The sequence below is a fragment of the Pseudomonas sp. 9.2(2024) genome (assembly GCF_039695385.1).
GTDB lineage: Bacteria > Pseudomonadota > Gammaproteobacteria > Pseudomonadales > Pseudomonadaceae > Aquipseudomonas > Aquipseudomonas paraglycinae.
On the sequence record NZ_CP155585.1, the window covers coordinates 5,856,011 to 5,870,204 of the forward strand.

Consider the following 14,194-nt stretch of genomic DNA (forward strand, 5'->3'; position numbering starts at 1 on the left):
CAGATATGCCCAATATCGCAGGATCGATGAAGAAACCTGTGGGAGCGAGCTTGCTCGCGAAAGCGATGTGTCAGTCGCCATCTTTTCTGTCTGACACGGCCTCTTCGCGAGCAAGCTCGCTCCCACAGTGGATAGAGGTGTGGTTCAGAGGAGCTTGTGTTCCATCGCGTACTTCACCAGCTCGGCGAGCGAAGTGATGTTGAGCTTCTGCATCAGCCGCGCCTTGTGGGTGCTGATGGTCTTGCTGCTCAGGGCCAATTGCTGGGCGATGTCGTTGACGTTGGCGCCCTGGGCCAGGCGTTCGAACACGGAGAACTCGCGCTCCGACAGCAGCGAGTGCAGTGGCCGCGCATCGGTCAGGCCGACTTCGAAGACCATGCGGTCGGCCAGCTCCGGATCGATGTAGCGCCCGCCGGCCGCGACCTTGCGGATCGCCGTCAGCAGCAGCGCCGGATCGCTGTCCTTGGTCGCATACCCGGCGGCGCCGACCTTCAGCGCCCGGGCGGCCATCTGCGCCTCGTCGTGCATCGACAGCACCAGAATCGCCGGCGGATGGTTCAGCGCGCGGATCCGCGGAATCGCTTCGAGCCCGTTGACGCCAGGCATCGAGATATCCAGCAACACCACTTCGCAGGGCACGTTGCGCAGGGTTTCCAGCAATTGCTCGCCGTTGCTCGCCTCCCCCACCACTTGCAGATCCTTGGCCAGGCCGATCAATTGCTTGATGCCTTCGCGAACGATGGTGTGGTCTTCGGCTACCAGTACACGGATCACTTACTTCTCCTCATCCAGTGGCACCCGCACGCTCAGCGTGGTGCCCTCGCCCGGCTCGCTGTCGAGTGACAGCTGCCCGCCCATGATCAACACCCGCTCGCGCATGCCCACCAGTCCAAAGGATGTCGGCCTGCCGGCAGCGGCGACAAATCCTACGCCATCATCGCTGACCGTCAGACACAATTCGTCGCCTTCCTGCGCCAGCGTCAGTTCCACAGTATGCGCCTGGGCATGGCGCATGACGTTGGTCAGCGCCTCCTGAAGAATGCGGAACAGGCCGATGGCCTTGGCGTCGCTGAGCGGCGCAAGGTTGTCCGGCACCTGCACCAGACACGGAATTTGCGTGCGCGCCTCGAACCGCCGCGCCTGCCACTCGATCGCCGAGGCGATCCCGGCATCGAGAATCGGCGGGCGCAACGCCGTCGCCACATCGCGCACCAGCTGGAACAACTGGGCGATCAGGCGTTTCATGCTGTTGAGCCGTTCGTTCAGACCGGGGTCGAGTTGCGCGTAGGCCAGTTCGCACATCGATGTCTCCAGTTTCAGCACCGTCAGCATCTGCCCCAGCTCATCGTGAACCTCGCGGGCGATGCGCGCCTTTTCCTCTTCCCGCACGCTTTCCAGGTGCGCCGACAATTCGCGCAGTTGCTCGCGGGAGGCCGCCAGTTCCAGTTCGATGCGTTTGCTTTCGGTAATATCCCAGACAATGCCGTCCCAGACATATGACCCGCCTTCCAGCTGACGGGTGATGGCCTTGATTTCGGCCCAGCGCTGCTCGCCCTGGCGCGTGAGGATCCGGCCCTGCCACGACCAGTCGCTGTCGGTGTCCAGCGCTTGATCCTGGGTCTGGTGATAAGCGGCCCGGTCATCCGGATGCACCAGGCTGCGCAGGCCCATGTCGCGGTGGGCGATGGCGGCCGGCGCGTAGCCGACCAGACTTTCGCTGCCCTCGCTGATGTAGGCGAAGTCGATCTGCCCGGTGACCGGTGCGCGCTCGAGACGGAACACCAGCCCCGGCACATTGGCCGCGATGCCTTGCAGCCGCGCCTCGCTTTCCTGCAACGCAGCCAGGGCACGACGGCGCTCGGTGACATCGGTGAGGTAAACCACCAGATACTCACCATCGCGAAACCGCAGGAAGCTAAGCGACACGTCCGCCGGCAGCACACTGCCATCGGCCCGCACACAGTTGGTTTCAAAACTCAGCGGCCCTTCTTCGCTGGCCCGGGCGCGTTTCCACAGGTTGAGCCAGCGATCCATGTGCAGGCCCGGTTCGAAGTCGATCAACGGCCGGTCAATGATGGCGCCCTGTGGATAACCGAGCATGTGTTCTGCCGCACGGTTGGCGTAGCGCACATGGCTGTCCCAGTTCACCCAAAGAATGCCGACGGTGCTCTGGTCGATGGAAAACTGGGTCAGACGCAGGGCTTCTTCGCTGGCGGCACGCAAAGCGATGTCTTCGCGCGCATCGAACAGGCGTTGTTCAAGACTGCGTTGCTGGCGGCGTTGCCAGAACACGATGGCCACGCAACTGAGCAGCAGCACCGCGAACAACAGACTCAGGTTCTGCCAGAAGCCCGGCGACTCGGAAAGCCGTGGATATTTGGGTTGCAGCCATTGCGCATGCAGGCGTTCCAGATCCTTGGCCGGGATTGCGCGCAGGGCGCTTTCAACGATTCCGGCCAGTTCCGGCCAGTCGCGGCGGGTGCCGATGCGCAGCAGTTGCGGCAAACCGATGTCCCCGACCACCACCAGCCCGGCGAACTCCGGTTCCGCCGACAGCCGACCGAGCTGCGCTTCATCGACCACCGCGTAGGACGCCTGCTGACTCAGCAACAGTTGCAGCGCCTGACGCTCCATCGGTACGCCTTGCAGATTCAGGTGGGGATAGTTGCCGCGCAGGTAATCGGCGGTGACGCCGGGCATGCGAACGGCGACGCGGGTCTGGCTGTCGAGTTTTTCCAGTTCCACGGTCGCGCTGCTTTTCTGGTCGCTGACCACCAGTTGCGGCACGCGCATGTACGGGTCGGAAAACTGCCACAGCCGCAGCCCGCCCGGGGTCTGGGTCAGGCCCGGGGCGATGTCGATTTCGCCGTCCCGGGCAGCGGCCTCGAGTTGGGCCAGATCCTGAAAATTGCGCCAGCTCAGCTCGACATTCAGCGCCCTGGCCAATGCCTTCATCACTTCGACGTTGGCCCCTGACAGCCGCTGCAAGCGCCGGTCGTATTGCGCGTACGGCGCCTGCAACACCAGGCCCACGCGCAATTCATTGTGCTGTGCGAGCCACTGCTGTTCGCTCGCCGACAACCGCGCGAGGTGGCTCGGTGGCGCAGGCGCCGCCCAGCCCATCAAGGGAAACGCCAGACAGCCGATAACCCACAGGCAGCAAAAACGCATCATTGAAGTCTCATACACTGACAAATTCTGACCAACCCATTAGGCTGCCGGGATAACTTCTGGCCTGGAATAACCGATGCCCCCTGTCTATCGCCTGGCAATGCCAGCATTGTGCCTGTCGCTGATCCTGCCTTGTGCGTTTTCCGTCGAAGCCGCGGATCCGGCACCTGCCCCCGCCGCAGAAAAAGCTGCCGAAGAAAAACCGGTCGAACGCCAGCCACTGCTTGAGCGTAGTCAGGAAGAAGCCGCGGCACTCGAACGCAAGGTTCCGGCCCAGGAACAACAGCAACTGCAAGCGGGCAGCGACACCTTCCTCGCCCTGTGGAAACCGGCCAACACCGCCGAACCCAAAGGCGCGGTGATCCTCGTTCCCGGTGCCGGCGAAACCGCTGACTGGCCCCAGGCGATCGGCCCGTTGCGCCGCAAGTTGCCGGACGTCGAGTGGAGCAGCCTGAGTATCACCCTGCCCGATCTGCAAAGCGATGCCATCGCACCGCGCGTGGTCGAAGCACCCGCCGCACCGAAAACTGCCGACCCGGGCAGCAAGGATTCGACCACCGCCGAACCGATTGAACAAGCCGCCGGCGGCGAAGCCGATGTGGCCGACAAGGTCGTTGCCGAAACCACCGAGGAACAGTCAAAGGCCGATGCCGAGCGAATCTTCGCCCGCATCGACGCGGCACTGGCCTACGCCGAACAACAAAGCGCGCGCAGCATCGTCGTGCTCGGTCATGGTACCGGCGCCTACTGGGCGGCGCGTTACGTGAGCGAGCGACAGAGCTCGCAGGTCGAGAAGCTGCTGCTGGTGGCCGCACAGACCCCGGCCAAGGCCAAACCGGAACTGGTGGAACTGACGCCGACCCTGAAACTGCCGACAGCCGACATTTTCTACATGGATAAGGCGCCGGACCGCAACTCGGCACTGGAGCGCATGCAGGCGAGCAAGCGGCTGAAGACGTCCTCTTTCAGTCAGGTCGCACTCAAGGCCCTGCCGGACAACAAGGCCGAGCAGGAGCAATTGTTCCGCCGGGTGCGGGGCTGGTTGAATCCGCAGAGCCCGGACTAAAAATCCGGACTGTAAAAACGCAGACAAAAAAATCGCAGCTCAACGCTGCGATTTTTTTATGCCTAACGAAAATCCCGCCGTTCGCGAATCAACGTGTAGGCATTGTGCAATTCGCGGGTCCTCTCGGTGGCCTCACGCACCTGCGCCGGCGTGGCGCCCGTCCCGGCCACCTTGTCCGGGTGATGTCGGCTGAGCAGGCGTCGATAGGCACGCTTGATCTGCGCCGGTTCGCTGGTGGCCGATACGCCGAGCAGGCGCATCGCCTCCTGATAGCTCACCGCCGCGCTGACGATCGGACGCTTGTGCGGCTCGTAATCCGCCGCCAGCGCCTGAATCTGGTGCGTCGTCCAGCCCAGCCACTTGCCCCACTGCGCCAGCAATTCACGCTCGCTGACACCGGCCCGGCCATCGGCCCAGACCATTCGCCAACAGGCGCGCAACACGCCTTCGGCCGCATGAGGCTGAGCACTCAACCGACGCAGATAACCGCGCAGATTGTCGTTGCCTGACTTGCCGCGATTGAACGCGGCAATCGCCCGGCGCTGCGCCGGCTCGCTCATTTCCAGCGCGCGCATCTCGTGACGCGCCTGCTGGATGTGACCGTCCGTGACCCGCCCGTCGCTCTTGGCCAGACGCCCGAGCAACACGAACAACAGCTCGTCGTTGCGCAGCATCGGCCGACCGCCGAGTTTTTCCCGCAAATGCCCCCAGCTCTGCAAATGCAGACGCCGATCCAGCGCCTGCCCCAACAAAGCACCAAGCATGGCCCCCGGAATGCTGGCGATCGCAAAACCCGCTCCGGCTCCAATCAGAGTCCCTGGCCACAACATATCAGCGACTCGCTTCTATCAAGGCTTCGGCTTCGGCCAGACGCTCGTGCGTGCCGACATCGACCCAGTGACCTTTCAACCGCTCGCCGGTTACCTGCCCGTCCGCCATGGCTTTACGCAACAGCGGCGCCAGTTTGAAAGCGCCGTCGCTGCAGCCGTCGAACAACTGCGGGTGCAGTACGGCGATGCCGCTGTAGGTCAGGGTCGCCGCATCGGCCTGGCCATCACGCACCTGGCCGTCGGTCAGGGTGAAGTCGCCTGTCGGGTGATGGGCCGGGTTGTCCGCCAACACCAGATGCGCCAGGCCGGTGATCGGCTGATGCAGCACGCTGAAGTCGTAATCGGTCCAGATGTCACCGTTGACTACCAGAAACGCGTCGTCGCCCAACAGCGGCAAGGCGCGGAAAATTCCGCCGCCGGTTTCCAGTGGCTCGCCCTCCGGCGAATACTGGATCGACACGCCGAATTGCGAACCATTGCCCAGATGATCTTCGATCTGCTGTCCGAGCCAGGCGTGATTGATCACGATCTCATTGAAGCCGGCCGCGGCCAGGGCACGCAGGTGGTATTCAATCAGCGGCACACCGCCGGCTCGCACCAGCGGTTTGGGGGTGGTCAGGGTCAGCGGGCGCATGCGCTCGCCTTTGCCCGCCGCCAGAATCATTGCCTTCATGCCGTCACTCCACCACGCAGGCTGACCAGCAGTGCCTGCAGATCCGCCAGCTCGGGACGGCGCGCGATGACCGCTTCTATATAGGAGAAGAAACGCGGCACATCGCCGAGGTAACGCGGCTTGCCATCGCGATGGCAGATGCGGGCGAAGATGCCGATGACTTTCAGATGGCGCTGCACGCCCATCAGGTCGCTGGCGCGCAGGAACTCTTCGAAGTCCGGCTGCACCGGGATGTTAAGCGCCGACGCCTGCTGCCAGTAGCTTTCCAGCCAGCCGCGCACACGCTCTTCAGGCCAGCTGAGGAAGGCGTCCTTGAACAGGCAAGTCACGTCGTAGGTCACCGGGCCGTACACGGCGTCCTGAAAATCCAGCACGCCGGGATTTGGCTCGCTGAGCATCAGGTTGCGTGGCATGTAGTCGCGGTGCACCAAGACCTTCGGTTGGGCCAGGGCGCTGTCGATCAGCAGATCGCTGACCTTTTGCCACTGCTGCTGTTGGGTTGCATCGAACTCGACGCCCAACTCGCGTTTCACGTACCACTCGGGAAACAGTTCCAGCTCGCGGCGCAACAACGCGACGTCATAGCTCGGCAGCGGCGCCACCATCGGCAGCTGCTGAAAAGCCAGCAGTGCTTGCAGGGCATCGCTGAATAACGCGTCGGCATTTTCGCTGTCGATCACGTCCAGATAGGTCTTGTTGCCCAGGTCATTGAGCAAAAGAAACCCGCGTTCGAGGTCTTCTGCATAAATTTTCGGCACGTTGATGCCGGATTTCGCGAGCAAAAAGGCGATATCCACGAACGGTTTGCAGTTTTCCTGAGGTGGCGGCGCGTCCATCACGACGAAGCTGCGACCCGCGCCTTCCCAACGGAAATACCGACGGAAACTCGCGTCGCTGCTGGCCGCGGTCAACGTGGCCGGGGGTACGGCTCCCCAGCCCTGATCTGCAAAAAGGGTTGTCAACTGTTCATCGAGCCAAACTTTCAGGTGTTGCAAGCGTACATCTTGATCAGGCATTGCAAGGGTCTCCGACGGCGCTAGCCGTCAAGCGGGTCATGCTTTATTATCCAGCATCTTTTTCAGACCATCGAGAGGCGTGCGGCCCACACCGCGGGCAGATGGCACGCAGGAAGCCCGGACTAATAAGATGGCATTGAAATCCCCCGCGTTTCGTAAAAAATTTCCGTTGTTGGTAACCGGCAGTCTGCTGGCTATGCAACCTCTGGCCAGTTCATTCGTTGTTGCCGCCGAGCAGTATGACTGCGCCGTCTCGGCAACGGGAGGCTGGGCCTGCTCGCCGAAGACGCCGGCCGCTACCTTGCCGCCGCGTCCCGTGCATGACGGCAGTGCCGTCAGTGCCGCTGGCGAAGCCCCGGCCGAGAGCGGCTCCACTGCGGAGTCCGGGCCCAAGCCGGTACTGGTTACCGAGTCCAAGGGCCGTGGCCTGAAATCCCGTAGCGAAGACTACAGTCACCTCGACTGGGTTCCGCGCGAGAAGCTCACCGCCGCCCAGCTGGCCGAGACCGGTCCTTACTGCTCTGGTTCCTATATCGAACCGATTCGTCCTGGCATGAATGACAAGACGAATAAAAGTGACGCCCCGACCTTCATCGGCGCCAAAGCGTCGCGTTACCAGCAGGATTCGCAGGTCGCGAGTCTCGCCGGTGACGTGGTCATGCGTCAGGGCAGCATGCAGGTCGAAGCCGACGAGGCCAACCTGTATCAGGCCGAAAGCCGTGGCGAACTGGCGGGCAACGTGCGCATTCGCGACAACGGTGCACTGATCGTCGGCGACCACGCCGATGTGCAGCTGGACACCGGTGAAGCCAAGGTCGACAACGCCGAATACGTCATGCACAAGTCGCGCATCCGCGGTAACGCGCTGTACGCCAAGCGTGCCGAAAACGCGATCATCCGTCTGAAGGACGGCACATACACCACGTGCGAACCGAACAGCAACGCCTGGCAGCTCAAGGGCAACAACATCACCCTGAACCCTGCTACCGGCTTCGGTACCGCGACCAACGTGACGCTGCGGGTCAAGGACATTCCTGTCCTGTACACGCCGTACATCTACTTCCCGATCGACGATCGTCGTCAGTCGGGTTTCCTGCCGCCGACCATCGGCACCGGCAGCGACACCGGCTTCATGCTGGTGACCCCGTACTACTTCAACCTGGCACCGAACTACGATGCCACGTTGTATCCGCGCTACATGAGCAAGCGCGGCATGTTGATGGAAGGCGAATTCCGTTACCTGACCAAGTCGAGCGAAGGTCAGTTCGGCGCAGCGTATCTCAACGACGAGGACGACGAGCGCAAGGGCCAGACCGACTACGACAAGACTCGCTACATGTACAACTGGCAGCACAAGGGTGGTCTCGACTCCCGCGTGCTCACCCAAGTGGACTACACCAAGATCAGCGATCCTTATTACTTCCAGGATCTGCAGACCGACCAGATCGGCGTGAAAAGTGCCGACTACGTGAACCAGCAGGGCTCGGTCACCTATCGTGGCGACAGCTACACCGCCCGTTTGAATGCCCAGGCGTATCAGCTGGCAACCGTATCGAACATCACACCGTATGACCGCCTGCCGCAAATCACCTTCAATGGCCAGCTGCCGTATCATCCGGAAGGACTGGATTTCGATTACGAGACCGAGATCGTTCGTTTCGATCGCGATCTGAAAAATGGCGATTTCACGAACGAAGACGGCACAACCGAGCCTCGCCTCGACAACAACGTGTTCGGCCTCGCTCGCGCCAATGGCGACCGTCTGAATCTGAAACCAGGCGTCAGCCTGCCAATGAACTGGACCTATGGTTTCCTGAAACCATCGTTGAAGTACCAGTACACGCAGTATCAACTGGATCTGGACAGCAAAGGCAAGTCGGATATCGCCGCGTTGTCGCCGGAGAACCAGAAACTGTTCGGCAAGTTCGACAGCAATCAGAACCGCGGCGTACCTATCGCCAGCATTGACGGTGGCCTGTACTTCGACCGCAACACATCCTTCTTTGGCAAGAACTATCGTCAGACCCTGGAACCGCGCTTGTTCTACCTCTATGTACCCGAGGTGGACCAGGAAGACATTCCGGTATTCGACACCAGCGAGTACACCTTCAACTACGCGTCGCTGTTCCGTGACAACCGCTTCTCCGGCTCCGACCGTGTCGGCGACGAGAACAAGCTGTCGCTGGGCGTGACCAGTCGCTGGATCGAAGACGACGGCTTCGAACGTCAACGCATCAGTGTCGGCCAGGCGCTGTACTTCAAGGATCGCAAGGTTCAACTTCCGGGTATCGCGTTCAACGATCGCGACGACGCCAAGTCCAGTGTTTCGCCTTATGCACTGGAATACGAATACCGCTGGAACCGCGACTGGCGCACCACTGCCGACTACAACTGGGATCCGGACAGCCACAGCCCGCGTTCCGGCAGCGCGATGTTCCATTACCAGCCTGAAGACAACCCGAACAAGGTGGTCAACGTCGGCTACCGCTATCGCAACGACCAGGTTCGTTACGACCAGAACACCGGCAAGTGGTCGGTGGGCGGCGGTGACTACGGCACGCCGGGTCAACCTGGCTACGTGAAGGACTACTACAAGATCCAGCAGCATGACTTCTCGGTCATCTGGCCAATCGTTCCACAATGGAGCGCCATCAGCCGCTGGCAGTACGACTACAACCGCAACCGTACACTGGAAGCCTTCGGTGGTTTCGAGTACGACAACTGCTGCTGGAAACTGCGCCTGATCAACCGTTACTGGGTTTCCTACGACGAATTCAGTCAGGAAGCTCCGCAAAACGAAAAAGGCGACCACGGCGTCTTCCTCCAAATTGTTCTGAAGGGACTCGGCGGCCTCACCGGCGCCAAGGTAGAGAGCTTCCTCGACAAAGGCATCCAAGGTTATCGTCAACGTGAAGACCAAGCTTTCTGATTGTCTGCGCCCGCTGATGCTGGGCGCGCTGTTCCTGGGTACCGCGGCCAACGCCGCGGTGCAGTCCATCGATAAAGTGGTGGCCATCGTCGACAACGACGTAGTCATGCAGAGCCAGCTGGATCAACGCGTCCACGAAGTTCAGCAAACCATCGCCAAGCGTGGCGGCGGTTTACCACCTCCGGGCGTGCTGGACCAACAGGTGCTCGAGCGCCTGATCGTCGAAAACCTGCAACTGCAGATCGGCGAGCGTTCCGGTATCCGCATCACCGATGAGGAACTGAACCAGGCTGTGGGCACCATTGCCCAGCGCAACAACATGACCCCGGAGCAGTTCCGCATTGCCCTGTCCCGTGACGGCCTCTCCTATGAAGACGCTCGCGAGCAGATCCGCCGCGAAATGATCATCAGCCGTGTACGCCAGCGCCGCGTGGCCGAACGCATCCAGGTCTCGGAACAGGAGGTGAAGAACTTCCTTGCCTCCGACCTGGGCAAGATGCAACTGTCCGAAGAGCTGCATCTGGCCAACATCCTGATCCCGACCCCGGAAAGCGCCAACTCCGAAGCGATTCAGAGTGCCGCTCGCAAGGCGATGGAGGTTTACCAGCAGCTCAAGCAAGGCGCCGACTTCGGCCAGATGGCCGTAGCCAACTCTGCCAGTGACAACGCGCTGGAAGGCGGCGATATGGGCTGGCGTAAAGCCGCTCAACTGCCACCGCCGTTCGACCGTGAACTGAGCCGCATGGCGACTGGCGAAATCACTCAACCGGCACGCACTCCGGGTGGTTTCATCATCCTGAAGCTGCTGGAAAAACGTGGTGGCGAGAGCCAGATGCGCGACGAAGTGCATGTGCGCCACATCCTGGTCAAGCCAAGTCCGGTTCGCGACGAAGCCAAGACCAAGGAACTGGCTCAGTCGCTCTACAACCGCATCGAAGCCGGTGAAGATTTCGCCGAACTGGCCAAGAAGTATTCGGAAGACCCGGGCTCTGCGCTCAACGGCGGCGACCTGAACTGGATCGACCCGAACGCACTGGTACCGGAATTCCGCGCCGTGATGGCCAAGTCCCCGCAGGGTCAGCTGTCCAAGCCGTTCCAGACCCAGTACGGCTGGCACGTTCTGGAAGTCCTTGGCCGTCGCGCCACCGATAGCACCGAACAGGCCCGTGAGCAGCAAGCGATGACCGTACTGCGTAACCGCAAATACGACGAAGAGCTGCAAACCTGGCTGCGTCAGATCCGTGACGAAGCGTACGTAGAGATCAAACTCCCTGGTGCAGACCAGGCAGCGCAGTGAAACCCAAGCGTTTCGCGCTGACACCCGGCGAACCGGCCGGCATCGGTCCCGACCTGTGCCTGCTGCTCGCCTCGCAAGCCCAGCCACATCCCCTGATTGCCATCACCAGCCGCGACCTGCTCCAAGAGCGGGCCGCGCAGCTGGGGCTGGCCGTCAGCTTGCTGGAAGTGGCGCATGACCACTGGCCGGACGCACCGGCGCCCGCCAACAGCCTGTACGTCTGGGACACCCCGCTCAGCGCCCCCGTGGTCGCCGGGCAACTGGACAAGGCCAACGCCGCATTCGTCCTCGAAACCCTGACCCGCGCCGGCACTGGCTGCCTGAACGGCGATTTCGCCGGGATGATCACCGCCCCGGTGCACAAGGGCGTGATTAACGAATCGGGCATCGCGTTTTCCGGTCACACCGAATTTCTCGCCGACCTGACTCACACCGCCCAGGTGGTGATGATGCTCGCCACCCGCGGTTTGCGCGTGGCGCTGGTCACCACTCACTTGCCCTTGCGCGACATCGCCGATGCGATCACGCCCGAGCGGCTGGAGCGGGTCACGCGGATTCTGCACACCGATCTGCAACAAAAATTCGGCATCGCCCAACCGCGTATCCTGGTCTGCGGGCTCAACCCGCACGCCGGTGAAGGCGGACACCTGGGCCATGAAGAAATCGACATCATCGAACCCACATTGGAGCGCCTGCGCGGCGAGGGCATGGACCTTCGTGGCCCGCTGCCTGCCGACACTCTGTTTACCCCCAAATATCTGGAGCACTGCGATGCAGTGCTGGCGATGTACCACGACCAGGGCCTGCCCGTACTGAAATACAAAGGCTTCGGCGCCGCGGTCAACGTGACCCTGGGCCTGCCGATCATCCGCACGTCGGTCGACCATGGCACCGCCCTGGATCTGGCCGGCAGCGGCAAGATCGACACCGGCAGCCTGAAAGTCGCCCTGGAAACCGCCTACCAGATGGCCGAGACCCGTTTATGACCGAGCAATACCAACACAAGGCGCGCAAACGCTTTGGCCAGAACTTCCTGCACGATGCCGGCGTCATCGACCGCATCCTGCGCTCCATCAGTGCCAAGGCCGGCGACCGCATGCTGGAAATCGGGCCTGGCCAAGGCGCATTGACCGCCGGCATCCTCAATTCCGGCGCACAGCTGGACGTGGTGGAGCTGGACAAGGACCTGATCCCGATCCTCAACCAGCAGTTTGCCAACAAGAGCAATTTCAACCTGCATCAGGGCGATGCGCTGAAGTTCGATTTCAACAGCCTGAACGCTGCGCCGAACAGCCTGCGCGTGGTCGGCAACCTGCCATACAACATCTCCACGCCGCTGATTTTCCACCTGCTGAACAACGCCGGCATCATCCGCGACATGCACTTCATGCTGCAGAAGGAAGTGGTCGAGCGTCTGGCCGCAGGTCCGGGTGGCGGTGACTGGGGTCGATTGTCGATCATGGTTCAGTACCACTGCCGGGTCGAACACCTGTTCAACGTCGGCCCGGGCGCATTCAATCCGCCACCGAAAGTCGACTCGGCAATTGTCCGCTTGGTACCGCACGCGGTGCTGCCGCATCCGGCCAAGGATCATCGCCTGCTCGAGCGTGTGGTGCGTGAAGCCTTCAACCAGCGCCGCAAGACCCTGCGCAACACCCTCAAGCAGTTGCTGAGCAATGCCGAAATCGAAGCCGCCGGAGTCGATGGCAGCCTGCGCCCCGAGCAACTCGATCTGGCCGCGTTCGTACGTCTGGCCGACAAGCTCGCCGAACAGCCGGCGAAAGCACCTGAAGCCGACTGACCGGCAATGATCGCTATCGGGCGGGACGCCAACTCTGGTCTACTGCCCGATACTTGCCTAGACTGAATCCCAATCAGCTACGCCCCGCGTCCCGCTTCGTTTTTAAGGCCTTTTGCATGTCCGATCCTCGCTACCAGGTCGATGTCAGTGTCGTTACCCACTATCTGGCAGACCAATCGCAACCCGAGCACGAGCGCTTTGCCTTCGCCTACACCATCACCGTGCAGAACAATGGCGAGCAACCGGCCCGCCTGATGTCGCGCCACTGGGTGATAACCGATGGCGACGGGCATGTCGAAGAAGTGCGCGGCGCCGGCGTGGTCGGCCAGCAACCGTTGATCGGCGCCGGTAAAAGCCACACCTACAGCAGTGGCACGGTGATGACCACCAAGGTCGGTACCATGCAGGGCACTTACGAAATGGTCGCCGACGACGGCAAGCATTTCGATGCGATCATCAAGCCCTTCCGCCTCGCCGTTCCCGGAGCCCTGCACTGATGGCGACCTATGCCGTCGGCGACCTGCAAGGCTGCCTCGAACCGCTCAAATGCCTGCTCAAGCAGGTGGCGTTCGACCCGGCTCTGGATCGCCTGTGGCTGGTGGGTGATCTGGTCAACCGAGGCCCCCAATCGCTGGAAACCCTGCGCTTCCTTTATGGCATGCGCGACTCGCTGGTCTGCGTACTCGGTAATCACGACCTGCACTTGCTGGCAGCGGCGAAGAACATCGAGCGCATGAAGAAGTCCGACACGCTGCGTGAAATCCTTGAAGCGCCGGACTGCGCCGAACTGATGGAATGGTTGCGCCAGCAGAAACTCATGCACTACGACGAACAACGCGAAGTGGCCATGGTGCACGCGGGTATCCCGCCGCAATGGTCGCTGCGCAAGGCGCTCAAGTACGCTGAAGAAGTCGAGACCGCGCTGCGTGACGACAACCTGCTTCCACCCTTTCTCGACGGCATGTACGGTAACGAGCCGGCGAAATGGGACAGCGACCTCAAAGGCGTGACACGCCTGCGAGTCATCACCAATTACTTCACCCGCATGCGTTTCTGCACCGCCGAAGGCAAGCTCGACCTCAAGAGCAAGGAAGGCCTCGACACCGCGCCGCCGGGCTACAAGCCCTGGTTCCAGCACAAGGAACGCAAGACCCGTGGTCTGCGGATCATTTTCGGTCACTGGGCGGCACTGGAAGGCAACGTTCACGAGCCCGGCATCTCGGCCCTCGACACCGGTTGCGTATGGGGCGGCAGCCTGACCCTGATGAACGTCGACAGCGGCGAACGCCTGTCATGCAAATGCGACGAGCATGGGGCCGTACTGCCCAGCGTCGCGCCACTGATCACCGAATCTTCTCCCGTCAGCGCCCCGCGCTAGACTGCGTTTTCAGCCGAGCCACAGGAGCCCGCC

Annotated in this window: 12 protein-coding genes; 7 read left to right on the plus strand and 5 right to left on the minus strand. The window is 61.9% G+C overall.

Annotation, left to right across the window (positions count from 1 at the left end; all coding sequences use genetic code 11):
• Positions 1 to 144: 144 nt before the first annotated feature.
• Entirely contained in the window at positions 145 to 774 is a 630-nt protein-coding gene (locus ABFB52_RS26560; RefSeq protein ID WP_007959929.1) for a response regulator transcription factor, read from the minus strand.
• Positions 775 to 3,174 (minus strand): sensor histidine kinase, encoded by a 2,400-nt coding sequence (locus ABFB52_RS26565; RefSeq protein WP_129972173.1) that lies wholly within the window; start codon positions 3,172 to 3,174, stop codon positions 775 to 777.
• Positions 3,175 to 3,247: 73 nt separating this feature from the next.
• Between ABFB52_RS26565 and ABFB52_RS26570 the strand changes: the two genes are divergently transcribed.
• The gene (locus ABFB52_RS26570; RefSeq protein WP_129972174.1) at positions 3,248 to 4,237 is read left to right on the plus strand and encodes an alpha/beta hydrolase family protein; all 990 of its coding nucleotides are present in this window, start codon (positions 3,248 to 3,250) and stop codon (positions 4,235 to 4,237) included.
• 62 nt (positions 4,238 to 4,299) lie between these two features.
• Here the strand turns inward: ABFB52_RS26570 and ABFB52_RS26575 are convergent, their stop codons facing one another.
• Genes ABFB52_RS26575 through ABFB52_RS26585 form a run of 3 tightly spaced genes read right to left on the minus strand, consistent with a single transcriptional unit; the run spans position 4,300 to position 6,756 of the window.
• Complete coding sequence (locus ABFB52_RS26575; protein WP_102685683.1) at positions 4,300 to 5,067, minus strand: TerB family tellurite resistance protein; 768 nt, start codon at positions 5,065 to 5,067, stop codon at positions 4,300 to 4,302.
• Position 5,068: 1 nt separating this feature from the next.
• On the minus strand, positions 5,069 to 5,740 hold the full coding sequence (murU, locus tag ABFB52_RS26580) for an N-acetylmuramate alpha-1-phosphate uridylyltransferase MurU (RefSeq protein ID WP_129972175.1): 672 nt from the start codon (positions 5,738 to 5,740) through the stop codon (positions 5,069 to 5,071).
• Positions 5,737 to 6,756 (minus strand): phosphotransferase, encoded by a 1,020-nt coding sequence (locus tag ABFB52_RS26585; RefSeq protein ID WP_129972176.1) that lies wholly within the window; start codon positions 6,754 to 6,756, stop codon positions 5,737 to 5,739. Before ABFB52_RS26585 ends, murU begins: the two co-directional genes overlap by 4 nt.
• A 130-nt stretch (positions 6,757 to 6,886) precedes the next feature.
• Between ABFB52_RS26585 and ABFB52_RS26590 the strand changes: the two genes are divergently transcribed.
• The 6 genes from ABFB52_RS26590 (at position 6,887) to ABFB52_RS26615 (ending at position 14,161) form a co-directional block, all read left to right on the plus strand.
• The gene (locus tag ABFB52_RS26590; protein WP_102685685.1) at positions 6,887 to 9,685 is read left to right on the plus strand and encodes an LPS-assembly protein LptD; all 2,799 of its coding nucleotides are present in this window, start codon (positions 6,887 to 6,889) and stop codon (positions 9,683 to 9,685) included.
• Positions 9,666 to 10,982, plus strand: a complete 1,317-nt coding sequence (gene surA, locus ABFB52_RS26595) for a peptidylprolyl isomerase SurA (protein ID WP_139832903.1) — start codon at positions 9,666 to 9,668, stop codon at positions 10,980 to 10,982. Before ABFB52_RS26590 ends, surA begins: the two co-directional genes overlap by 20 nt.
• Positions 10,979 to 11,968: a 4-hydroxythreonine-4-phosphate dehydrogenase PdxA gene (pdxA, locus tag ABFB52_RS26600; protein ID WP_129972177.1), complete on the plus strand. Its 990-nt coding sequence runs from the start codon at positions 10,979 to 10,981 to the stop codon at positions 11,966 to 11,968. The genes surA and pdxA overlap by 4 nt, the downstream gene beginning before the upstream one ends.
• On the plus strand, positions 11,965 to 12,783 hold the full coding sequence (rsmA, locus tag ABFB52_RS26605) for a 16S rRNA (adenine(1518)-N(6)/adenine(1519)-N(6))-dimethyltransferase RsmA (protein ID WP_085746589.1): 819 nt from the start codon (positions 11,965 to 11,967) through the stop codon (positions 12,781 to 12,783). Before pdxA ends, rsmA begins: the two co-directional genes overlap by 4 nt.
• A gap of 116 nt (positions 12,784 to 12,899) precedes the next feature.
• Positions 12,900 to 13,280, plus strand: coding sequence for a Co2+/Mg2+ efflux protein ApaG (gene apaG, locus ABFB52_RS26610; protein WP_064380341.1), 381 nt, complete (start codon positions 12,900 to 12,902; stop codon positions 13,278 to 13,280).
• Positions 13,280 to 14,161 carry a symmetrical bis(5'-nucleosyl)-tetraphosphatase gene (locus ABFB52_RS26615; protein ID WP_102718001.1) on the plus strand — a complete coding sequence of 294 codons (882 nt, stop codon included), beginning with the start codon at positions 13,280 to 13,282 and terminating at the stop codon, positions 14,159 to 14,161. Before apaG ends, ABFB52_RS26615 begins: the two co-directional genes overlap by 1 nt.
• The last annotated feature ends 33 nt before the right edge of the window (positions 14,162 to 14,194 follow it).